This is a genomic window from Streptococcus sp. 3705 (assembly GCF_013277145.1).
Lineage (GTDB): Bacteria > Bacillota > Bacilli > Lactobacillales > Streptococcaceae > Streptococcus.
Genome location: NZ_VMMJ01000002.1, coordinates 100244 through 122213, shown reverse-complemented (window position 1 = coordinate 122213; position 21970 = coordinate 100244). Strand labels below are relative to the sequence as shown.

20 protein-coding genes and 1 pseudogene are annotated in these 21970 nt (G+C 41.1%); 18 read left to right on the top strand and 3 right to left on the bottom strand.

Going from position 1 to position 21970, the window contains the following annotated elements; all coding sequences use genetic code 11:
• Positions 1-228: 228 nt before the first annotated feature.
• From HT714_RS01035 to HT714_RS00965, 16 genes and pseudogenes are all read left to right on the top strand, one after another.
• Positions 229-945: a YebC/PmpR family DNA-binding transcriptional regulator gene (locus tag HT714_RS01035; RefSeq protein ID WP_000532883.1), complete on the top strand. Its 717-nt coding sequence runs from the start codon at positions 229-231 to the stop codon at positions 943-945.
• Between the two features lie 176 nt (positions 946-1121).
• Positions 1122-1592 (top strand): MarR family winged helix-turn-helix transcriptional regulator, encoded by a 471-nt coding sequence (locus HT714_RS01030; RefSeq protein ID WP_173226176.1) that lies wholly within the window; start codon positions 1122-1124, stop codon positions 1590-1592.
• Positions 1567-3336 carry an ABC transporter ATP-binding protein gene (locus HT714_RS01025; RefSeq protein WP_173226178.1) on the top strand — a complete coding sequence of 590 codons (1770 nt, stop codon included), beginning with the start codon at positions 1567-1569 and terminating at the stop codon, positions 3334-3336. Before HT714_RS01030 ends, HT714_RS01025 begins: the two co-directional genes overlap by 26 nt.
• The gene (locus HT714_RS01020; RefSeq protein WP_173226180.1) at positions 3326-5086 is read left to right on the top strand and encodes an ABC transporter ATP-binding protein; all 1761 of its coding nucleotides are present in this window, start codon (positions 3326-3328) and stop codon (positions 5084-5086) included. Before HT714_RS01025 ends, HT714_RS01020 begins: the two co-directional genes overlap by 11 nt.
• A 95-nt stretch (positions 5087-5181) precedes the next feature.
• Positions 5182-5685, top strand: a complete 504-nt coding sequence (locus HT714_RS01015; protein WP_173226182.1) for a phosphatase PAP2 family protein — start codon at positions 5182-5184, stop codon at positions 5683-5685.
• 113 nt (positions 5686-5798) lie between these two features.
• Positions 5799-6245 carry a LytTR family DNA-binding domain-containing protein gene (locus HT714_RS01010; RefSeq protein WP_033684350.1) on the top strand — a complete coding sequence of 149 codons (447 nt, stop codon included), beginning with the start codon at positions 5799-5801 and terminating at the stop codon, positions 6243-6245.
• A gap of 4 nt (positions 6246-6249) precedes the next feature.
• The gene (locus HT714_RS01005; protein ID WP_173226184.1) at positions 6250-6924 is read left to right on the top strand and encodes a hypothetical protein; all 675 of its coding nucleotides are present in this window, start codon (positions 6250-6252) and stop codon (positions 6922-6924) included.
• Between the two features lie 105 nt (positions 6925-7029).
• On the top strand, positions 7030-7218 hold the full coding sequence (rpmB, locus tag HT714_RS01000) for a 50S ribosomal protein L28 (RefSeq protein ID WP_001140948.1): 189 nt from the start codon (positions 7030-7032) through the stop codon (positions 7216-7218).
• A 154-nt stretch (positions 7219-7372) separates the two neighbouring features.
• Complete coding sequence (locus HT714_RS00995; RefSeq protein ID WP_050089938.1) at positions 7373-7738, top strand: Asp23/Gls24 family envelope stress response protein; 366 nt, start codon at positions 7373-7375, stop codon at positions 7736-7738.
• Positions 7739-7740: 2 nt separating this feature from the next.
• Positions 7741-9408 (top strand): DAK2 domain-containing protein, encoded by a 1668-nt coding sequence (locus HT714_RS00990; RefSeq protein WP_173226186.1) that lies wholly within the window; start codon positions 7741-7743, stop codon positions 9406-9408.
• 199 nt (positions 9409-9607) lie between these two features.
• The gene (locus tag HT714_RS00985) at positions 9608-11308 is read left to right on the top strand and encodes an acetolactate synthase large subunit (RefSeq protein WP_033682350.1); all 1701 of its coding nucleotides are present in this window, start codon (positions 9608-9610) and stop codon (positions 11306-11308) included.
• A complete protein-coding gene (ilvN, locus tag HT714_RS00980) occupies positions 11301-11777 on the top strand; it encodes an acetolactate synthase small subunit (RefSeq protein WP_001253803.1) in 477 nt (158 codons plus the stop codon). Before HT714_RS00985 ends, ilvN begins: the two co-directional genes overlap by 8 nt.
• 168 nt (positions 11778-11945) lie before the next feature.
• Entirely contained in the window at positions 11946-12968 is a 1023-nt protein-coding gene (gene ilvC / locus HT714_RS00975) for a ketol-acid reductoisomerase (protein WP_000290683.1), read from the top strand.
• Positions 12969-13082: 114 nt separating this feature from the next.
• On the top strand, positions 13083-14333 hold the full coding sequence (gene ilvA / locus HT714_RS00970) for a threonine ammonia-lyase IlvA (RefSeq protein ID WP_000952975.1): 1251 nt from the start codon (positions 13083-13085) through the stop codon (positions 14331-14333).
• Between the two features lie 537 nt (positions 14334-14870).
• Positions 14871-14984 (top strand): annotated as a pseudogene (locus HT714_RS09540) (SPFH domain-containing protein); the annotation flags it as partial.
• Between the two features lie 106 nt (positions 14985-15090).
• On the top strand, positions 15091-15306 hold the full coding sequence (locus HT714_RS00965; protein WP_001130036.1) for a hypothetical protein: 216 nt from the start codon (positions 15091-15093) through the stop codon (positions 15304-15306).
• Positions 15307-15412: 106 nt separating this feature from the next.
• On the opposite strand, the gene HT714_RS00960 is transcribed toward HT714_RS00965, so the two are convergent.
• Both HT714_RS00960 and HT714_RS00955 read right to left on the bottom strand, forming a co-directional pair.
• Positions 15413-16153, bottom strand: coding sequence for an amino acid ABC transporter ATP-binding protein (locus HT714_RS00960; protein ID WP_173251345.1), 741 nt, complete (start codon positions 16151-16153; stop codon positions 15413-15415).
• Positions 16153-17718 (bottom strand): ABC transporter substrate-binding protein/permease, encoded by a 1566-nt coding sequence (locus tag HT714_RS00955; protein ID WP_101785466.1) that lies wholly within the window; start codon positions 17716-17718, stop codon positions 16153-16155. The genes HT714_RS00960 and HT714_RS00955 overlap by 1 nt, the downstream gene beginning before the upstream one ends.
• A gap of 138 nt (positions 17719-17856) precedes the next feature.
• Here HT714_RS00955 and HT714_RS00950 point away from each other — a divergent pair, with 138 nt between their 5' ends.
• Together HT714_RS00950 and HT714_RS00945 are read left to right on the top strand one after the other, a co-directional pair.
• Complete coding sequence (locus HT714_RS00950) at positions 17857-19746, top strand: DUF2207 domain-containing protein (protein WP_173226188.1); 1890 nt, start codon at positions 17857-17859, stop codon at positions 19744-19746.
• A 60-nt stretch (positions 19747-19806) separates the two neighbouring features.
• Positions 19807-20652, top strand: a complete 846-nt coding sequence (locus tag HT714_RS00945; protein ID WP_173226190.1) for an undecaprenyl-diphosphate phosphatase — start codon at positions 19807-19809, stop codon at positions 20650-20652.
• A gap of 147 nt (positions 20653-20799) precedes the next feature.
• Here the strand turns inward: HT714_RS00945 and dinB are convergent, their stop codons facing one another.
• Positions 20800-21861, bottom strand: a complete 1062-nt coding sequence (dinB, locus tag HT714_RS00940; protein ID WP_173226192.1) for a DNA polymerase IV — start codon at positions 21859-21861, stop codon at positions 20800-20802.
• Positions 21862-21970 lie beyond the last annotated feature (109 nt).

The following is a 21970-nucleotide window of genomic DNA, read 5'->3' as shown; positions in this document are numbered from 1 at the left end:
AAACAGTAGCTTGAGCGGACTTTGTCAAACTTGGCTGAGATTTTCTATTTTCAGATAATGGTCTAGTTTGTTTTTTGAATGTTGATAATGATGGAAAGGCAAGGAAATATTGGCAACAAAAGTGCTCTCCTAGCTGTATTTGCTAATAAAATCCGTTTCCTCTAGTGAAAATCGAAAAAACTTGTGTTATAATAAGAAAGATTAAAATGTGAAAAAAGGAGATTCCTAATGGGACGTAAATGGGCCAATATCGTAGCCAAGAAAACGGCTAAAGATGGAGCTAACTCTAAAGTATATGCAAAATTTGGTGTAGAAATCTATGTAGCAGCTAAAAAAGGTGATCCGGATCCAGAATCAAACTCAGCCTTGAAATTCGTTATCGACCGTGCTAAACAAGCCCAAGTGCCAAAACACGTTATCGATAAAGCTTTGGACAAGGCTAAAGGAAACACAGACGAAACCTTTACAGAAGGACGTTACGAAGGTTTTGGACCAAATGGTTCTATGTTGATCGTGGATACTTTGACTTCAAACGTTAACCGTACAGCGGCTAATGTCCGTGCAGCCTTTGGTAAAAACGGCGGAAACATGGGTGCTTCAGGTTCTGTTTCTTACCTCTTTGACAACAAGGGAGTTATCGTATTTGCAGGTGAAGATGCGGACGCAGTCTTTGAGCAGTTGCTCGAAGCGGATGTTGATGTGGACGACGTAGAAGCAGAAGAAGGTACAATCACAGTTTACACAGCTCCAACTGATCTTCATAAGGCTATCGTTGCCCTTCGTGAGTCAGGTGTCGAAGAATTCCAAGTTACTGAATTGGAAATGATTCCTCAGTCAGAAGTGGAATTGTCAGGCGATGACCTTGAAACCTTTGAAAAACTTTACAGTGTCCTTGAAGACGACGAAGACGTACAAAAAATCTACACAAATGTAGACGGGTTCTAATTTAACCTAGAGAACATGATCCTAAGTGAAAAAATCACTTGGGATTTTTTGAATCAAGAAAATAGTTCTCTAGGAAACTTTTTCTTGACATCTCTTTTCAAAGTGGTAAAATAGTTCTCATGAAAACTTATTTAGTTCCTAGGAGAACTAAATGTGATAGTTAGAAAGGAGTTAGTATGGATAAACCGATGTTAGTCTTTAAGCGTTTTGGTCATCAGATTCACCTGATGGTGCAAAAGGAAGCCAAACGTTGTGGTATTGAATTTATGGGTGGGCCTCAAGGTCAGGTTGTGCGTTTTTTGGATAATCGTGAGAAAAACCAAGACTTGGTCTTGATTAAAGATATCGAGCAGGAACTCAATATTACCAAGTCTGTTGCTAGTAATTTGGTCAAGCGTATGGTGCAAAATGGTTTGGTGGAATTGGAGGCGAATCCTAGCGATAAGCGGGCAAAATTTGTTCGTTTGACGGACAAAGCTCGTTCTCAGATGCAGCAGGTTAAGGCCTTTTTTGAACGAATTGACAAGCAGTTGATGGAAGACATTGATGAAGATGAATTACTGATTTTTGAGAAAGTTCTCGGTCAACTACAGGCAAATATCAAGGGAATAGGAGGAGAGAATGAAGAAATTAGCCAAACGAATTAGTAGAAAAGAATGGGGGATGATTTTACTAGCCATTCTATTTACTTGCTTTTCGGTCTATCTAGAGTTGGAAGTGCCGACCTATATCTCGAAAATTACGGATTTGCTAGGTAGTCAAGGAACTAATTTAGATGAGTTGTGGCAGCCGGCAAGCATGATGGTGGGAATGTCCTTTCTTGCCTTCTTGTCCGTAGTTGCAGTTGGATTTTTTGCATCCCGAGTGGCGGCTTCTTATACTAGTAGGTTGAGAAGTGATATTTTTAACCGAGTTTTGGATTACTCGCAGACAGAGATTAAGAAATTCTCTATTCCCAGTCTTTTAACTCGTACCACCAATGACATTACTCAAGTTCAAATGTTGATTACCATGGGCTTGCAAGTGGTAACACGTGGTCCAATTATGGCTATCTGGGCTATTGGGAAGATTTTAGGTCATTCGGAATACTGGCTCTGGGCCGTACTTGTGGCAGTGATTGTCAACGTCCTGATGACGACAGTTTTGATGACGCTAGCCTTTCCAAAACAGTCCTTGATTCAGGGGCTGACAGATAAACTGAACAGTATCACTCGTGAGAGTTTAACAGGTATTCGTGTCGTTCGCGCCTACAATGCTGAAGAATACCAAAATGAAAAATTTGCAGCAGCAAATGATGAATTGACACGCTTGAATTTGTTTGTCAACCGTCTTATGGCTATTTTGAACCCTATCATGATGGGGATTTCAAGTGGTTTGAGTGTGGCTATTTACTGGATTGGGGCCTATGTAATCAACGATGCTGCTCCGACAGCACGTCTGCCTCTCTTTAGTGACATGATTGTTTTCATGTCTTATGCCATGCAGGTTGTCATGGGCTTCCTTCTCATGGGAGCACTCTTCATCGTTCTTCCCCGAACTATGGTCTCTGCTAAGCGGATTAATCAGGTTTTAGATTTGCATTCGTCTATCCAAAACCCTGGTCAAGTGCAGCTGGCTGATGAAAACCTCAAAGGTCAGGTCGAATTTAAGGATGTGACCTTCCGCTATGCGGCAAATTCGGAGGCGGTTATCGAGCATGTTAGCTTTAGAGCAGAAGCTGGTCAAACAGTGGCCTTTATTGGGTCAACAGGTTCTGGTAAATCAACTCTGGTCAATCTGATTCCACGTTTCTATGACGTATCAGCAGGAGAAATTCTGGTGGACGGTGTCAATGTTCAAGACTATGCCTTAGAAGATTTGCGCAACAAGGTTGGTTATATTCCTCAGAAAGCGGTTCTCTTTTCAGGTAATGTCAAGGGCAATCTAGACTTTGGACAGAGTCAAGAAACACCACTTAGTGAGCAATCTATGTGGCAAGCCTTGGAATTGGCCCAGTCTAAGAACTTTATCGAAGACAAGGAAGAGGGCTTAGAGTCAGAAGTGGCCCAAGGAGGAACCAACTTCTCAGGTGGTCAAAGACAGCGTCTGGCAATTGCGCGTGCCTTGGCTCGGAAGCCAGAAATCCTCATCTTTGATGACTCCTTCTCAGCCTTGGACTACAAGACAGACCGTGTCCTACGCCAAGAGCTAGCAGAGAAAACCAAGTCTATGACCAAGCTTATCGTCGCACAGCGTATTTCAACGATTATGGATGCTGATTTGATTTTGGTCTTGGATCAAGGTAAAGTCGTGGGACAAGGCACCCACAAGGAACTTCTAGCTAATAACGAAGTTTACCAAGAAATTGCCTATTCACAACTATCGAAGGAGGAATTGGAACATGGAAAATAAGAAAATGTATCTCTGGAAACAGAGTAAACCCTATCTTGCAGGCCTCCAGTTTGCCCTTCTGATAGCCTTTCTAGCAACAATCGTATCCAATATCATTACTGTATATGGTCCAACCCGCATCAAGGAAATGACTAATATTATTGCCAGTGGTCTGGAAACAAGTGTGGATGTCGTGGCGGTTGCAGCTATTGGTGGTTTTTTAGCCGTGATTTATGTGATTGGACTTCTATCAAATTATTTGCAGGCCTTTCTGTTTACAACAGCCATTCAACGTTTTTCAGAGCGTTTGAGAAGAGCTATTGCAGAGAAAATCAATAGCCTACCATTGGGATATTTTGATGGACATTCTCAAGGAGATACCTTGTCTCGTGTGACCAATGATGTTGACACTGCAGCCCAGTCCCTTAATCAAAGTCTGGGAACAGTTCTTTCATCCACTTTACTGGTCTTAGCAGTCTTGGTAACCATGTTTGGGATGAACTGGATTTTGGCCTTGGTGACGGTTGTGTCAACTCTTGTTGGCTTTGCTTTCGTGTCTGTCTTTATGGGCAAATCCCAGGGCTTCTTTAAGAGTCAGCAACAGGATTTGGCAGCTGTCAATGGCTATGTGGAGGAAGTGTACTCTGGCCATAATGTGGTGACCAGTTACAATGCTATCGAGAGTACGAAAGAAGAGTTTGCGAAATTAAACAATCGTCTGTATGATAGTATCTGGAAATCTCAGTTTATTTCAGGGATTATGATGCCGATTATGATGTTTATTGGGAACTTTAGCTATGCCTTGGTGATTATCGTTGGTGCAGCCTTGGCTTTAAATGGACACATCAGTATCGGGATTATCGTTGCCTTTATGGCCTACGTTCGTATCTTTTCTCAACCTCTTTCACAAATCGCCCAAGGAATTACCAGTCTTCAGCAGGCTAGTGCGGCCATGGGACGTGTCTTTGAATTTCTAGCTGAAGAGGAGATGGAAGATGAATTCTATAAAGCAAGACAATTGAGCGATGTGAAAGGTCAAGTGGTCTTTGATAGAGTTTCCTTTGGTTACACACCAGAGCGAACTATTATCCATGACTTTTCTGCGACCGCTCATGCAGGTCAAAAGATTGCGATTGTCGGACCGACTGGGGCTGGTAAGACAACTATTGTCAATCTTTTGATGAAGTTCTATGAGATTGATAAGGGAAGTATCCGCATCGATGGTGTGGATACCAAAGAGATGAAGCGTTCGGAAGTACACGATGCCTTTTCAATGGTCTTGCAGGACACTTGGCTCTTTGAAGGAACCATTCGCGACAATCTTATCTATAACCAAAAAGGTATCAGTGATGAGCGCGTGATTGAAGCCAGCAAGGCTGTAGGGATTCACCACTTTATTATGACACTACCAGATGGTTACGATACAGTCTTGGATGATACAGTGACCTTGTCTGTCGGGCAAAAACAACTCTTAACTATTGCTCGTGCTTTGTTAAAAGATGCGCCACTCTTGATTTTGGATGAGGCGACTTCTTCTGTTGATACCCGTACAGAGGAATTGATTCAGAAAGCCATGGATCGTTTGATGGAGGGAAGAACTTCCTTTGTCATCGCCCACCGCTTGTCTACCATCCGAAATGCTGATTTGATTCTCGTCATGAAAGATGGCAATATCATCGAGCAAGGAAATCATGATGAGCTGATGGCGCAAGCTGGTTTCTACGCTGACCTCTATAACAGTCAGTTTACAGAAGACGAAGCAGAAGAATAAATCCAAAGAAGGCTTGACGGCCTTCTTTTTCTGCACTATACTAGAAGATAAGTGTTTCCCTGCAAGCAAAATTTGAGTAAGTAATGAGAAAATATATGAAAAATTATCAAGAATGGTATGACCATATTGCTGCTAATATTGAAAATAAGCTCTTTCTTCTGAGCCTGTTAAGAACTTTCAATCGGTTCATGACAGTAGTTATGCCTATAGTTTATCTGACCTTGTTAGCAATTATCTATCTCCAACAAGGACTTGGGAAACAAGTCTTGATCTATGTGTTTATCCCTGCATCAGGTTTTGTGATTTTGTCCTTTCTTCGTAAGAAAATCAATGCTCCTAGGCCTTATGAGGAATGGGATATTAAACCCTTGCTTGACAGAGATAGTCCTGGTCAGTCTATGCCCAGTCGTCATGTCTTTTCAGCAACCATTATCTCCATGGCTTGCTTGCATGCTAGTCTAACTATGGGGATGATTTGTTTGACATTATCAGCCTTCCTCGGTCTAGTGAGAGTCTTAGGGGGAGTGCATTATCCCAAGGATGTAGTAGTTGGTTATATTTGTGGTCTTGCGTGGGGTGTGATTTTCTTTCTATTTTGACCTGTAAGTTAAGGTGGCCATACAACCACTTACGAGTCTAAAGTAACCACTTGCTTTTTTGCTCTTGTTTTCTTATTTTGGCTTTGATATAGTAGAGTTAGAAAGGAGATGGAATGAAGTTACGAATCGAAATTGACAGCAATTTAGAGGAAACTGAAATTATCATCAAGGCAGCGACTTTGACAGATGAGATTGCAGATTTACAGCGGCTCTTGCAAGAGTCCAAGTCTCCTCGGTTGATTTTTTACAAGGGGACGGGCGAATATTATCTGGACTTGTCGGAAATTCTCTTCTTTGAGACGGAAGGCAGCAAGATTTATGCCCATACCCAGAAAGATGCCTACGAGGTTCGGCTTAAACTCTATGAGTTAGAGGCTATCCTTCCTCGTTATTTTAGTCGGGTATCCAAGTCAACGATCGCTAATATTCGGCAAGTTTATTCGGTGGACAAGTCCTTTTCAGGAACGGGCACCATTTCCTTTTATCAGACCCACAAGGAGGTTCATGTGTCACGGCATTACCAATCCCTCCTAAAAGAAAATCTAAGAAACATGAGGTAATAAGATGAAAAAGAAAGCATTTGGTATTGTGTTGCTTATTTTGGCGGCTTTAATATTATTACAGGGGAATTTTGGGATCCCTTCTCTTGGAGGGCACATTTGGCCCTTGCTTGGTATTGCATTTTTTGCCTATCAATCAGTTGAAGCTTTGCTTCGTCGTCATCTGACATCAGCAGTTTTTACAACTTTTGTAGCTCTCATGATTGCTAATCATTTTTATGACATTTTACCGATTCCAAATCAGACGCTAATCTGGGCAGGAGTTCTAATTGTTCTCGGAGTAAACATGCTGACTTATTCTAACAGAACTTGGAATGGAAAAAAATGGTGGTATGATGGTAAAAAGACCATTCTGACAGACAAGGAAGTTGCTTTTGGAAGTGGGACTTTCTATAAACAAGATCAAGATCTTGTAGACGACCAAGTAGAAGTTGCTTTTGGAAATGCAAAAATCTACTATGACAATGCAGAGATGTTGGGTGATTTTGCTACTCTGGATATCGAAGTTGCTTTTGGAAATGCAACCGTCTATGTTCCACAACACTGGCGTGTCGATTTGAAAGTAGAAACATCCTTTGGTGCAGCCAAGGCGGACGCTCCTGTAGCTCCAACAAGCAAAACCTTGATTATTCGCGGGGAAGTGGCCTTTGGGAAGTTAGGAATTGTCTACGTTAAATAAAAAAATCTTCCAATTCCCTTGCAAAAATGAAGAAAGTGTGATAACATAGTACGGTATGTGGTGCTAGCACATCCGCTATATTAGATCTAATAGGAGGAAAACACAATGGCTAAAGTATGTTACTTTACAGGTCGTAAGACTGTATCAGGAAACAACCGTTCACACGCGATGAACCAAACAAAACGTGCCGTAAAACCAAACCTTCAAAAAGTTACTGTTCTTATCGATGGTAAACCTAAAAAAGTTTGGGCTTCAGCTCGTGCTTTGAAATCAGGTAAAGTTGAACGCGTTTAATAATAAAAGCAAGGAGACCTCAGGGTCTTTTTCTTTTGTCATAGCGAAAAAATCATTTTAAAAGCAGAGTAAATATCCGCTGATACAGTATTCTGCTTTTACACTTGGGCTGAAATATGATAAAATAGAGTATCAACTAGTTGAGGTAAAAAGGATGACTGTAAAAATCAATACAAAAGATGGTCAAATCGAACTAACAGATGAAGTAATTGCAACTGTCGTAGGCGGTGCAACAACTGAGATTTTTGGTGTGGTCGGTATGGCTAGTAAAAATGCCCTCAAAGATAATTTCCAAGCCCTTCTAGGTAAGGAAAATTATTCTAAAGGTGTCGTCGTAAAGGCAGCCGAAGATGGCAGCATTGCAGTTGATGTGTATACCGTGTTGAGCTACGGAACAAAGATTAGTGAAGTGTCAAAAAACATTCAAGAGCGTGTTGCCTTTAGCTTGGAAAACCAGCTTGGAATTACTGCTCAGACTGTAAATGTCTACATTCAAAATATCAAAGTTGTAGGAGAATAACCGTGTCAAAAATTACTACTAGCTTATTTCAAGAAATGGTGCAGGCTGCATCAACTCGCTTGAATAAGCAAGCTGAATATGTCAATTCATTAAACGTCTTCCCTGTTCCAGATGGAGATACTGGAACAAACATGGGGATGACCATTGAAAATGGTGCTAAAGAAGTTGCAGACAAGCCAGCTTCTACAGTTGGAGAGGTAGCGAGCATTCTTGCCAAAGGGCTTTTGATGGGTGCGCGTGGGAACTCAGGTGTTATTACGTCTCAGCTTTTCCGTGGATTTTCACAAGCCATCAAGGATAAAGACGAGTTAACAGGTCAAGACTTGGCCCTTGCTTTCCAATCAGGTGTGGAAGTTGCCTATAAGGCAGTTATGAAACCAGTTGAAGGAACGATTTTGACAGTTTCTCGTGGGGCTGCTATCGGTGCTAAGAAAAAAGCTGAGCAAACCAATGACGCTGTTGAAGTCATGCGCGCAGCCTTGGAAGGTGCTAAAACAGCTCTAGCTAAAACACCAGACATGCTTCCAGTCTTGAAAGAAGTTGGTGTTGTGGACTCAGGTGGTCAAGGATTGGTCTTCATCTACGAAGGTTTCCTTTCAGCCCTTACTGGCGAATATATTGCATCTGAGGACTTTGTAGCGACTCCGGCCAACATGAGTGAGATGATCAATGCAGAGCATCATAAGTCTGTGGCTGGTCACGTAGCGACTGAGGATATAACGTTTGGTTACTGTACTGAAATCATGGTAGCTCTTAAGCAAGGTCCAACCTATGCTAAAGATTTTGACTACGATGAATTCCGTAACTACTTGAATGAGCTTGGGGATTCTCTCCTTGTTGTCAATGATGATGAAATTGTCAAAGTTCATGTCCATACAGAAGATCCAGGACTTGTTATGCAAGAAGGTCTCAAATATGGTAGCTTGGTAAAGGTAAAAGTTGACAATATGCGTAACCAACACGAAGCACAGGTTGAGAAAGAAGCTACTCAAGTTAGCAAGCCTGCTGAAGAAAAAGAGTATGCTTTGATTGCTGTAGTGGCTGGTAAAGGTCTAGCAGATATATTCCGTTCTCAAGGTGTGGATTATGTTATCGAAGGTGGTCAAACTATGAACCCTTCAACTGAAGACTTTATCAAGGCTGTTGAACAGGTCAACGCTCGTAACATCATCTTCCTGCCAAACAACAAAAACATCTTCATGGCAGCTCAATCTGCAGCAGAAGTTTTGGAGCAACCAGCAGTAGTGGTAGAAGCTCGTACTCTTCCTCAAGGTTTGACAAGTCTTCTTGCCTTTGATCCAAGCAAGTCCATCGAAGAAAACCAAGAGCGTATGACAGCTGCTCTTAGCGATGTTGTTAGTGGAAGCGTCACAACAGCCGTTCGTGATACAACCATTGATGGCTTAGAAATCCATGAAAATGATAATCTAGGTATGGTGGATGGAAAAATTCTCGTGTCAAACCCTGACATGCACCAAACCTTGACAGAAACTTTGAAACATATGTTGGATGAAGATAGTGAAATCGTAACCTTCTATGTCGGTGAAGACGGAAGCGAAGAACTTGCCAATGAAATTGCTCAAGAAATCGCAGAAGAATTCGAAGACGTTGAAGTCGAGATTCACCAAGGTCAACAACCTGTTTACCCATACCTATTTAGTGTGGAATAAGATTAATGAAGGACTGAGAAATCAGTTCTTTTTTCTTTTTAAATAATGAAATCGGTATCTTTTAAATAAAAACCAAAATAACATTCATAAATAAACGTTAAAATAGAAAATTCAGAAAATTTCTTCTTTTGTCTTGAAAATTTTTGAAAAAATGGTATGATAGTAACAAGTTATTTTTAAGAGGAAAGAAAGGGGAACAATGGAGAAAATCAGTTTAGAATCTCCTAAGACGGGGTCGGACCTAGTTTTGGAAACACTTCGTGATTTAGGAATTGATACCATCTTTGGTTATCCTGGTGGTGCGGTCTTGCCTTTTTATGATGCGATATATAATTTTAAAGGCATTCGCCACATTCTAGGGCGCCATGAGCAAGGTTGTTTGCATGAAGCTGAAGGTTATGCCAAATCAACTGGAAAGTTGGGTGTTGCCGTCGTCACTAGTGGACCAGGAGCAACAAATGCCATTACAGGGATTGCAGATGCCATGAGCGATAGCGTTCCCCTTTTGGTCTTTACAGGTCAGGTGGCGCGAGCAGGGATTGGGAAGGATGCCTTTCAGGAGGCAGATATCGTGGGAATTACCATGCCAATCACTAAGTACAATTACCAAGTTCGTGAGACGGCTGATATTCCGCGTATCATTACGGAAGCTGTCCATATTGCAACTACAGGTCGACCAGGGCCAGTTGTCATTGACCTGCCTAAAGATGTATCTGCTTTAGAAACAGACTTCATCTATTCACCAGAAGTGAACCTACCAAGCTATCAGCCAACTCTTGAGCCAAATGATATGCAAATCAAGAAAATCTTGAAGCAATTATCCAAGGCTAAAAAGCCAGTCTTGTTAGCTGGTGGTGGGATTAGTTATGCTGAAGCGGCCGCAGAATTAAATGAATTTGCAGAACGCTATCAAATTCCAGTGGTAACCAGTCTCTTAGGGCAAGGTACGATTGCAACGAGTCACCCACTCTTCCTTGGAATGGGAGGCATGCACGGGTCATTCGCAGCTAATATTGCCATGACGGAAGCGGACTTTATGATTAGTATTGGTTGTCGTTTCGATGACCGTTTGACAGGAAATCCAAAGACTTTTGCTAAGAATGCTAAGGTTGCCCACATTGATATTGACCCAGCCGAGATTGGCAAGATTATCAGTGCAGATATTCCTGTTGTTGGAGATGCTAAGAAGGCCTTGCAAATGTTGCTGGCCGAACCAACAGTTCATAATAATACTGAGAAATGGATTGAGAAAGTCACTAAAGACAAGAACCGTGTTCGTTCTTATGATAAGAAAGAGCGTGTGGTTCAACCGCAAGCAGTTATTGAACGAATTGGTGAGTTGACTAATGGAGATGCCATTGTGGTAACAGACGTTGGTCAACACCAAATGTGGACAGCTCAGTATTATCCCTACCAAAATGAACGTCAGTTAGTGACTTCAGGTGGTTTGGGAACGATGGGATTTGGAATTCCAGCAGCAATCGGTGCTAAAATTGCTAACCCAGATAAGGAAGTAGTCTTGTTTGTTGGGGATGGTGGTTTCCAAATGACCAACCAGGAATTGGCTATTTTGAACATTTATAAGGTGCCAATCAAGGTGGTTATGCTGAACAACCACTCACTTGGAATGGTTCGCCAATGGCAGGAATCCTTCTATGAAGGTAGAACATCTGAGTCAGTCTTTGATACTCTTCCCGATTTCCAATTGATGGCACAAGCTTACGGTATTAAAAACTATAAATTTGACAATCCTGAGACCTTGGCTCAAGACCTTGAAGTCATCACTGAGAATGTTCCTATGCTAATCGAGGTAGATATTTCTCGTAAGGAACAGGTGTTACCAATGGTACCAGCTGGTAAGAGTAATCATGAGATGTTGGGGGTGAAGTTCCATGCGTAGAATGTTAACAGCAAAACTACAAAATCGTTCAGGAGTCCTCAATCGCTTTACCGGTGTCCTGTCTCGCCGTCAGGTTAATATCGAAAGTATCTCTGTTGGAGCAACAGAAGATCCGAATGTATCGCGTATCACCATTATTATTGATGTTGCTTCACATGATGAAGTGGAGCAAATCATCAAGCAACTCAATCGTCAGATTGATGTGATTCGCATTCGTGATATTACGGATAAACCACACTTGGAGCGCGAGGTGATTTTGGTGAAGATGTCAGCGCCAGCTGAGAAGCGTGCTGAGATTCTAGCGATTATTCAACCTTTCCGTGCAACAGTGGTAGACGTAGCACCAAGCTCGATTACCATTCAGATGACAGGAAATGCTGAAAAGAGTGAAGCTCTATTGCGAGTCATTCGACCATACGGTATTCGCAATATTGCTCGAACGGGTGCAACTGGATTTACCCGTGATTAACACTCTTCGAAAATCTCTTCAAATCACGTCAGCTTTGCCTTGCCGTACTCAAGTACAGCCTGCGGCTAGCTTCCTAATTTGCTCTTTGATTTTCATTGAGTATAAAAATATTTTAAATTTGTTAAACCAGCCTAAAAGGCAATAAATAATAGAAAAGAGAGAAAAACTATGGCAGTTCAAATGGAATACGAAAAAGATGTTAAAGTAGCAGCACTTGATGGTAAAAAAATCGCCGTTATCGGTTATGGTTCGCAAGGACATGCGCATGCTCAAAACTTGCGTGATTCAGGTCGCGATGTCATCATCGGTGTACGTCCAGGTAAATCTTTTGACAAAGCAAAAGAAGATGGATTTGACACTTACACAGTAGCAGAAGCTACTAAATTGGCTGACGTTATCATGATTTTGGCACCAGACGAAATCCAACAAGAATTGTACGAAGCAGAAATCGCTCCAAACTTGGAAGCTGGAAATGCAGTTGGATTTGCCCATGGTTTCAACATCCACTTTGAATTTATCAAAGTTCCTGCAGATGTAGATGTCTTCATGTGTGCTCCTAAAGGACCAGGACACTTGGTACGTCGTACTTATGAAGAAGGATTTGGTGTTCCAGCTCTTTATGCAGTATACCAAGATGCAACAGGAAATGCGAAAAACATTGCTATGGACTGGTGTAAAGGTGTTGGAGCAGCTCGTGTAGGTCTTCTTGAAACAACTTATAAAGAAGAAACTGAAGAAGATTTGTTTGGTGAACAAGCTGTACTTTGTGGTGGTTTGACTGCCCTTATCGAAGCAGGTTTCGAAGTCTTGACAGAAGCAGGCTACGCTCCAGAATTGGCATACTTTGAAGTTCTTCACGAAATGAAATTGATCGTTGACTTGATCTACGAAGGTGGATTCAAGAAAATGCGTCAATCAATTTCAAACACTGCTGAGTACGGTGACTATGTATCAGGTCCACGTGTAATCACTGAACAAGTTAAAGAAAATATGAAGGCTGTCTTGGCAGACATTCAAAATGGTAAATTTGCAAATGACTTTGTAAATGACTATAAAGCTGGACGTCCAAAATTGACTGCTTACCGTGAACAAGCAGCTAACCTTGAAATTGAAAAAGTTGGTGCAGAATTGCGTAAAGCAATGCCATTCGTTGGTAAAAACGACGATGATGCATTTAAAATCTATAACTAATTGATAGAAATTAAGGTGAAGGCGAGTTGGGGGACTAACTCGCTTTTATAATCAATTCATCTCACTTTTAAGGGGATGGATTGCGATAAGTATGAAATAGTCTAGGAGAAAAAGATGTTAAGTTCAAAAGATATAATCAAGGCTCACAAGGTCTTGAATGGTGTGGTTGTGAATACCCCACTGGATTACGACCATTATTTATCGGAGAAGTATGGTGCTAAGATTTATTTGAAAAAGGAAAATGCCCAACGTGTTCGTTCTTTTAAAATTCGTGGTGCCTATTATGCTATTTCTCAGCTCAGCAAGGAAGAGCGTGAGCGTGGGGTAGTCTGTGCCTCTGCGGGAAATCATGCGCAGGGAGTAGCCTATACCTGTAATGAAATGAAAATTCCTGCTACTATTTTTATGCCCATTACTACTCCGCAACAAAAGATTGGTCAAGTTCGCTTTTTTGGTGGGGATTTCGTAACCATTAAACTAGTTGGAGATACCTTTGATGCCTCAGCTAAAGCAGCTCAAGAATTTACAGTCTCTGAAAATCGTACCTTTATTGATCCCTTTGATGATGCTCATGTCCAAGCAGGTCAAGGAACAGTTGCTTATGAGATTTTAGAAGAAGCTCGAAAAGAATCGATTGATTTTGATGCTGTCTTGGTTCCTGTTGGTGGTGGCGGTCTCATTGCTGGGGTTTCTACCTATATCAAGGAAACAAGTCCAGAGATTGAAGTCATTGGGGTAGAGGCGAATGGAGCGCGTTCTATGAAGGCTGCTTTTGAGGCTGGAGGTCCAGTCAAACTCAAGGAAATTGATAAATTTGCGGATGGGATTGCTGTGCAAAAGGTAGGACAGTTGACCTATGAGGCAACTCGTCAACATGTTCAAACTTTGGTAGGTGTCGATGAGGGATTGATTTCTGAAACCTTGATTGACCTCTACTCTAAGCAAGGGATTGTTGCAGAACCTGCTGGAGCAGCTAGTATCGCATCTCTAGAGGTTTTGGCTGAATATATCAAAGGGAAAACCATTTGTTGTATCATTTCTGGAGGAAATAATGATATCAACCGTATGCCAGAAATGGAAGAACGTGCCTTGATTTATGATGGCATCAAGCATTACTTTGTGGTCAATTTTCCACAGCGTCCAGGTGCTCTGCGTGAGTTTGTAAATGATATCCTGGGGCCAAATGATGATATCACACGTTTTGAGTATATCAAACGAGCTAGCAAGGGAACAGGCCCAGTCTTAATTGGGATCGCTTTAGCAGATAAGCATGATTATGCAGGTTTGATCCGTAGAATGGAAGGTTTTGATCCGGCTTATATTAACTTAAATGGGAATGAAACGCTTTATAATATGCTTGTCTGAGGACTAATAAAAAAATATCATATTATTTGCACAACTGATGTATAGGTGCTATAATGAAGATGAAGAAAGGGGGCGATTCCTATGGTTTTAGGAAGCTTATCGTGCAATTCTTACTTCTGTTCATTATAGCATTTATGATGTTTGGCTCAGATTTCCATCCTTCATTTTGATTTCCCGTCTATTTTGAAAAGTAAACTCACACGGTCTTTAAGATGTGATTTGATTTCTTTTTATTGACAAATATACCATATTAAAAGGATATATAAGTAATTGACTGAGCTTATCTGTCTTGTTATCTTTATTAAGGATGGTTTAGAGAATCAGGTGTTTGGTTTTAAGTTAGCACCTCAATATCCAAATGCGTGATGAGTTTGAATAATATAAGGAATAGCTATCTATCAGATGATTTATTGAGGAAGAAAGATAGGAGTTCTTGAGCTAGTGAAGGCTTTGATTTCTAAGGGTTAGGGCTGTCATCTTCAGTTCTTAAATCGAAGAAATAAGCTATCTTACGGAAATAGGGAAGCATTTTTTAAAAGCTTGAATAATTTTGCACCTCAAGAGGGTAATAATACAATATTTTTATTAGCAAATATTTATGGTGTAGAGGTTAGCAAAACCTATATATTATCGGCTTTAAAAAGGAAGTAAGAAAATTCTGAACTAATTATTTTCGTTGAATATATGTTTTTTTATTGACAAAAGTAGTAAAAACGTATACAATTAAATATTGTAAAGAAGAAAATAGGAGAAAAACATGGCTAAGTCAAACTTTGAAAAAGTAGAATCAGTTGTTGGCTGGGTTCGTGATAAGAAAATCACAGGCTACCGTATCTCTAAAGAAACGAATGCGCGTGAAATGTCTATCATTGCTCTGGCGCAGGGTCGTGCAAAAGTAAAGAATATTTCATTTGAAACAGCCCTAGGCTTAATTGATTTCTATGAAAAAAATCATGAAAAATTTGAAGATTAATCTTTGGATACCGGCGGATTCTTGACCCTCAAGTAGTAGAGATAGAGAATCTGCCTTTTCGTTTTGAACAGCAAAAAGACTGCACGGTTGATGCAGCCTTTTCTTTTTATTTGAGATAGCGTTGAAGGAACTCTTTTGTACGGTCTTCTTTAGGATTGGTGAAGAGGTCTTCTGGTTTACCTTCTTCAGCAATCACACCTTTATCCATAAAGATAACACGGTGAGAGACATCACGAGCGAATTCCATTTCATGGGTTACGACAATCATGGTCAAGCCTTCCTGAGCTAGGTCCTGCATGATTTTGAGGACTTCTCCAACCATTTCTGGATCGAGAGCTGATGTTGGTTCATCAAAGAGAATAGCGTCCGGATTCATGGAGAGGGCACGAGCGATGACCACACGTTGTTTTTGACCACCTGAGAGTTGTTTTGGTTTGGCTTGCCAGTAGCGTTCTCCCATGCCGACTTTTTCCAAGTTTTCTTTGGCAATCTTTTCAGCTTCTGTGCGTTCGCGTTTAAGGACAGTTGTCTGAGCGACGATTGTGTTTTCAAGAACGTTGAGATTTTCAAAGAGGTTAAAGGATTGGAACACCATCCCCAACTTTTCACGGTATTGCGTGAGGTCATAGCCTTTTTCGAGGACGTTTTGTCCATGATAAAGGATTTGTCCATCAGTTGGTGTTTCAAGTAGGTTAATGGAGCGTAGGAAGGTCGATTTCCCGCTTCCAGAGCTTCCGATGATAGAGATAACTTCTCCCTTGTGGACAGTGAGAGAAATGTCTTTTAGCACTTCGTTTTGTCCATAGGATTTTTTGAGGTGTTTAATTTCAAGGATTGCTTGGGTCATTATTTCAAATCCTCCGTTTGCATTTGGTTAGCACCTGTCGTATAGGTATCCATGTCCATTCGGCGTTCGATGAAGCGTAGGATACGTGTTACGGTGAAGGTGAGGACAAAGTAAATCACGGCGATGATTGTAAATGTCTGGAAGTATTGATAGGTTTGCGTTGCCACGGTATTTCCTGAGAAATAAAGTTCGACAACAGAGATAACGTTCAATACAGATGTATCTTTGATATTGATGACAAATTCATTACCAGTTGCTGGTAGGATATTGCGGACAACCTGAGGTAGGACAATCTTACGCATGGTTTGGTTATGAGTCATACCAAGAGCAGTCGCAGCTTCAAATTGTCCCTTGTCAACTGCTAGGATACCACCGCGGACGATTTCAGTCATGTAGGCACCGGTGTTGATCGAAACGATGAAGATAGCAGCTAGTGTACGGTCAAGGTTGATTCCGAAAGCTTGGGCAGTTCCATAGTAGATAACCATCGATTGAACGATCATTGGCGTACCACGGAAAATTTCAATGTAGACATTGAGGATCCAGCCGACTAGTTTTTGTAGGCCATAAATGGCTTTATTTTCAGAGAGAGGAGCAGTACGGAAGACACCAATGGCAAGTCCAATAATGAGACCTGTGATGGTTCCGACAATAGAGATTAAAAGAGTGATACCAGCACCACGCAAGAGTTGTTGCCAGTTTTCAGAAAGAATTTTAGTGACTTGGCTAAAGAAACTACTGCTAGTCTCTTCAGTTGTTGTAGCTTCGGCAGGTTGTTCCTTGATCATACGATCCATCAAGGCAACTTGATCGTCCTTTGAAATGGTTTCAATGCTGGCATTGATTTGGCTAATACGATTGTCATCTTTACGAAGTCCAATGGCGATAGCTGTATCTTCTTCCCCAGTTTTGAAACCTGGTTCTACTTGGACCATCTTGAACTTAGAGTTCGCAGCTTCAGCAGTCAGAGCTTCTGGGCGTTCAGAAACATAGGCATCGATGACACCAGCCTCAAGAGCTTGGCGCATTTGAGCGAAGTCTCCCATGGCTGTTTCTTTTTTAGCACCTGGGATTTGTGCAATCAAGTCATAAAGGTAGACACCTTGTTGAGAAGTGATTTTCGCACCATTAAAGTCATCTAAAGATTTAGCATTTGCGTAGGCAGAATCTTTTTTGACTAGTAGAACTGGTTCGCTAGTGTAGTAACTGCTTGAAAAGGCAATTTCTTGTTTGCGTTCGGCAGTTGGACTCATACCTGCGATAATCATGTCAATCTTACCAGAAGTAAGGGCAGGAACTAGACCTTCCCACTTGGTTTTAACAACCAAAGGTTCTTTGCCTAAGTCCTTAGCGATTTTCTTGGCAATTTGGACATCGTATCCGTTAGCATACTGGTTAGTCCCATCGATTTTGACAGCCCCATTGCTATCATCGTCCTGGGTCCAGTTAAAGGGAGCATATGCTGCTTCCATTCCGATGCGTAAATATTCATCGGCTTGGGCAACATTGACAAGTCCTAGCATCAGCAAGAGACTTGTGAAAATAGATAAGTATATTTTTCTCATGATTTCTCCTATTTCTAATCTATTAAAAAATAACTGTCTCCTATTTTATCGAAAAAAACTCTATTTTTCAATATAGGTAAGCCCTTACTTGAGAAAAAATGATATAATGATAGCAAAGATAAAAAAGGGGCTTAGTTGATGAAAAAAACTTTTTTCTTACTGATGTTTGGCTTGTTTTGCCTTCTGCCATTTTCTGTTTTCGCCATTGATTTCAAGATAAACTCTTATCAAGGGGATTTGTATATTCATGCAGATAATACGGCAGAATTTAGACAGAAGATAGTTTATCAGTTTGAGGAGGACTTTAAGGGGCAAATCGTGGGACTGGGACGTGCTGGCAAGATGCCTAGTGGATTTGACATTGACCCTCATCCAAAGGTTCAGGCATCGAAAAATGGTGCTGAACTAGCAGACGTTACTAGCGAAGTGATAGAAGGCGCAGATGGTTATACTGTTAAAGTTTATAATCCAGGTCAGGAGGGTGACACAGTTGAAGTTGACCTTGTCTGGAATTTAAAGAACTTGCTTTTTCTTTATGAAGATATCGCTGAATTAAATTGGCAACCTTTAACAGACAGTTCAGGGGCTATTGGAAAGTTTGAATTTCATGTAAGGGGAGAAAAGGAGGCTGAAAAACTCTACTTCCATACAGGGAAACTCTTTAAAGAAGGAACGATTGAAAAGAGTAACCTTGATTATACTATTCGTTTAGATAATCTTCCGTCTAAGCGTGGAGTTGAATTGCATGCCTATTGGCCTCGAACTGATTTTGCTAGCGCTACGGATCAGGGCTTGAAAGGAAATCGTTTAGAAGAGTTTAATAAGATAGAAGACTCGATTGTTAGAGAAAAAGATCAGAGTATGCAGCTCGTCACTTGGGTGTTTCCTTTGATACTTTCCATTTCCTTGTTATTGAGTGTCTGCTTCTATTTTATTTATAGAAGAAAGACCACTCCTTCAGTCAAATATGCCAAAAATCATCGTCTCTATGAGCCACCAATGGAATTAGAACCAATGGTTTTATCGGAGGCTATTTACTCGACCTCCTTGGAGGAAGTGAGTCCCTTAGTCAAGGGGGCTGGCAAATTTACCTTTGACCAACTTATTCAAGCTACCTTGCTAGATGTGATAGACCGTGGGAATGTTTCTATTATTTCAGAAGGAGATGCAGTTGGCTTGAGACTGGTGAAAGAAGATGGCTTGTCAAGTTTTGAGATAGACTGTCTAAATCTGGCCTTTTCAGGCAAAAAAGAAGCAACTCTTTCCAATTTGTTTGCGGATTACAAGGTATCTGATAGTCTTTATCGTAGAGCAAAAGCCTCTGATGAAAAACGGATTCAAGCAAAGGGGCTTCAACTCAAATCTTCTTTTGAAGAAGTATTGAACCAGATGCAAGAAGGAGTGAGAAAACGAGTTTCCTTCTGGGGGCTCCCAGATTATTATCGTCCTTTAACTGGTGGGGAAAAGGCCTTGCAAGTGGGTATGGGACTCTCTACTATCTTGCCTTTATTTATCGGATTTGGTTTGTTCTTGTACAGTTTGGATGTTTATGGCTATCTTTACCTCCCCTTGCCAATACTTGGTTTTCTAGGTTTGGTTTTGGCTGTTTTCTATTATTGGAAGCTTCGTCTAGATAATCGTGATGGTGTCCTAAATGAAGCAGGGGCAGAAGTCTACTATCTCTGGACCAGTTTTGAAAATATGTTGCGTGAGATTGCACGATTGGATCAGGCTGAATTGGAAAGTATTGTGGTCTGGAATCGCCTCTTGGTCTATGCGACTTTATTTGGCTATGCGGACAAGGTCAGCCATTTGATGAAGGTTCATCATATCCAAGTGGAAAATCCAGATATCAACCTCTATGTAGCTTATGGTTGGCATAGTATGTTTTATCATTCAAGTGCGCAAATGAGCCATTATGCCAGCGTCGCAAACACAGCAAGTACCTATTCCGTATCTTCTGGAAGTGGAAGTTCTGGCGGTGGCTTCTCTGGAGGAGGAGGCGGTGGCAGTATCGGTGCCTTTTAAAGAGAACTGCCATATACTGAAAAAGTATGCTATAATGGAAGATAGAAAAAGGAGTAATCTATGTATCTTATTGAAATTTTAAAATCTATCTTCTTCGGGATTGTTGAAGGAATTACGGAATGGTTGCCGATTTCGAGTACAGGTCACTTGATTTTAGCAGAGGAGTTTATCCAATACCAAAATCAAAATGAAGCCTTTATGTCCATGTTTAATGTCGTGATTCAGCTTGGTGCTATTTTAGCGGTTATGGTCATTTACTTTAACAAGCTCAATCCTTTCAAATCGACTAAGGATAAGCAGGAAGTTCGTAAGACTTGGAGACTGTGGTTGAAGGTCTTGGTTGCCACTTTGCCTTTACTTGCCGTCTTTAAATTTGATGATTGGTTTGATACCCACTTCCATAACATGGTTTCTGTTGCTCTCATGTTGATTATCTACGGGATTGCCTTTATCTATTTGGAAAAGCGCAATAAAGCGCGTGCTATCGAGCCAAGTGTAACAGAGTTGGACAAGCTTCCTTATACGACAGCCTTCTATATCGGTCTCTTCCAAGTTCTTGCCCTTTTACCAGGAACTAGCCGTTCTGGAGCAACGATTGTCGGCGGTTTATTGAATGGAACTAGTCGTTCTGTTGTGACAGAATTTACCTTCTATCTTGGAATTCCTGTTATGTTTGGAGCTAGTGCACTAAAGATTTTCAAATTTGTAAAAGCAGGACAACTCTTGAGCTTTGGGCAATTATTCTTGCTCTTGGTTGCGATGGGAGTAGCTTTTGCAGTCAGCATGGTGGCTATTCGTTTCTTGACAAGCTATGTGAAAAAACACGACTTTACCCTTTTTGGTAAATACCGCATCGTACTTGGTAGCATCTTATTGCTTTATAGCTTTGTCCGATTATTTGTATAAGAAAAAACCTTGAAGGGCCAACTCTTCAAGGTTTTATACTCTTAGAAAATCTCTTCAAACCGCGTCAGCTTTATCTGCAACCTCAAAACAGTGTTTTGAGCAGCCTGCGGCTAGCTTCCTAGTTTGCTCTTTGATTTTCATTGAGCATTAAAATCCAGTCATGGTAATCCCCAACAGGCGGACACCTCTTTCTTTCTCGCTTAACTCTTCATAGAGTTGCAGGGCGATTTGGCTTATCTGACTAGCATCCTGTGTTTTTTGAGCCAGACTTTTTCGTTTAGTGAGAGTTGAAAAGTCTTCGTAGCGGATTTTCAGAATGACAATTTTTCCAGCTTTTTCTTGTTGACTGAGATTGAGAGCGACTCGTTCTGATAGAAGAGTCAGCTCTTTTTTGATGTCTTCCTCGGCACGGAGAATCTTCCCGTAGGTTTTCTCCTTGCCGATTGATTTACGGATGCGATTGGATTTGACTGGGGAATTGTGAATGCCACGAGCCTTTCGATACAGCTCATAGCCCAGTCTGCCAAAGCGGTCTATTAGGGTCACTTCAGGAACTTCAAGTAGGTCAGCGCCAGTAAAAACACCCATGTGATGAAGCCGTTCCACCGTCTTTTTTCCTACTCCATGAAACTTGGTTACGTCCATTTGTTTGAGAAAATCCTCAGCCTGATCAGGTAGAATTACTGTCAAACCATGTGGTTTTTGATAATCGCTCGCCATTTTAGCTAAGAACTTGTTATAAGAAACGCCCGCGGAAGCAGTTAGATGGAGTTCTTGCCAGATATCTTTTTGAATGAGGCGAGCGATTTTGACCGCTGACTTGATACCGAGTTTATTTTCTGTTACATCCAAATAGGCTTCGTCAATGCTCATGGGTTCAATCAAATCTGTATAGCGCTTAAAAATCGCTCGAATCTGGAGTCCCACAGACTTGTATTTCTCATAATTTCCTGAGATAAAAACGGCCTGGGGACAACGCTCATAGGCTTCCTTGGAACTCATGGCAGAATGGACACCAAAAGCTCGTGCCTCATAGCTACAGGTAGAAACGACTCCCCGCCCACCTGTTTGCCGAGGGTCGCTTCCGATAATGACAGGTTTTCCTCTGAGTTTAGGATTATCTCTGATTTCTACCGCAGCAAAAAAGGCATCCATGTCAATATGGATGATTTTTCTTGACAAATCATTTAACAAAGGAAAAATCAACATACCTATCCTCTTTTTACCGCTTATTCTCTTTTATTATACTCTTTTTTCTGAAAAAAGGAAAAGAGGCTTTATTTTTTTCAAAAATATAATACAGTTTGAAATAAAATGT

What these genes read in the sequence shown, in the direction of transcription:
- HT714_RS01035 (WP_000532883.1), top strand. Translation starts at nt 229, where the DNA reads ATGGGACGTAAATGGGCCAATATCGTAGCCAAGAAAACGGCTAAAGAT.
- HT714_RS01030 (WP_173226176.1), top strand. Translation starts at nt 1,122, where the DNA reads ATGGATAAACCGATGTTAGTCTTTAAGCGTTTTGGTCATCAGATTCAC.
- HT714_RS01025 (WP_173226178.1), top strand. Translation starts at nt 1,567, where the DNA reads ATGAAGAAATTAGCCAAACGAATTAGTAGAAAAGAATGGGGGATGATT.
- HT714_RS01020 (WP_173226180.1), top strand. Translation starts at nt 3,326, where the DNA reads ATGGAAAATAAGAAAATGTATCTCTGGAAACAGAGTAAACCCTATCTT.
- HT714_RS01015 (WP_173226182.1), top strand. Translation starts at nt 5,182, where the DNA reads ATGAAAAATTATCAAGAATGGTATGACCATATTGCTGCTAATATTGAA.
- HT714_RS01010 (WP_033684350.1), top strand. Translation starts at nt 5,799, where the DNA reads ATGAAGTTACGAATCGAAATTGACAGCAATTTAGAGGAAACTGAAATT.
- HT714_RS01005 (WP_173226184.1), top strand. Translation starts at nt 6,250, where the DNA reads ATGAAAAAGAAAGCATTTGGTATTGTGTTGCTTATTTTGGCGGCTTTA.
- rpmB (WP_001140948.1), top strand. Translation starts at nt 7,030, where the DNA reads ATGGCTAAAGTATGTTACTTTACAGGTCGTAAGACTGTATCAGGAAAC.
- HT714_RS00995 (WP_050089938.1), top strand. Translation starts at nt 7,373, where the DNA reads ATGACTGTAAAAATCAATACAAAAGATGGTCAAATCGAACTAACAGAT.
- HT714_RS00985 (WP_033682350.1), top strand. Translation starts at nt 9,608, where the DNA reads ATGGAGAAAATCAGTTTAGAATCTCCTAAGACGGGGTCGGACCTAGTT.
- ilvN (WP_001253803.1), top strand. Translation starts at nt 11,301, where the DNA reads ATGCGTAGAATGTTAACAGCAAAACTACAAAATCGTTCAGGAGTCCTC.
- ilvC (WP_000290683.1), top strand. Translation starts at nt 11,946, where the DNA reads ATGGCAGTTCAAATGGAATACGAAAAAGATGTTAAAGTAGCAGCACTT.
- ilvA (WP_000952975.1), top strand. Translation starts at nt 13,083, where the DNA reads ATGTTAAGTTCAAAAGATATAATCAAGGCTCACAAGGTCTTGAATGGT.
- HT714_RS00965 (WP_001130036.1), top strand. Translation starts at nt 15,091, where the DNA reads ATGGCTAAGTCAAACTTTGAAAAAGTAGAATCAGTTGTTGGCTGGGTT.
- HT714_RS00960 (WP_173251345.1), bottom strand. Translation starts at nt 16,153, where the DNA reads ATGACCCAAGCAATCCTTGAAATTAAACACCTCAAAAAATCCTATGGA.
- HT714_RS00955 (WP_101785466.1), bottom strand. Translation starts at nt 17,718, where the DNA reads ATGAGAAAAATATACTTATCTATTTTCACAAGTCTCTTGCTGATGCTA.
- HT714_RS00950 (WP_173226188.1), top strand. Translation starts at nt 17,857, where the DNA reads ATGAAAAAAACTTTTTTCTTACTGATGTTTGGCTTGTTTTGCCTTCTG.
- HT714_RS00945 (WP_173226190.1), top strand. Translation starts at nt 19,807, where the DNA reads ATGTATCTTATTGAAATTTTAAAATCTATCTTCTTCGGGATTGTTGAA.
- dinB (WP_173226192.1), bottom strand. Translation starts at nt 21,861, where the DNA reads ATGTTGATTTTTCCTTTGTTAAATGATTTGTCAAGAAAAATCATCCAT.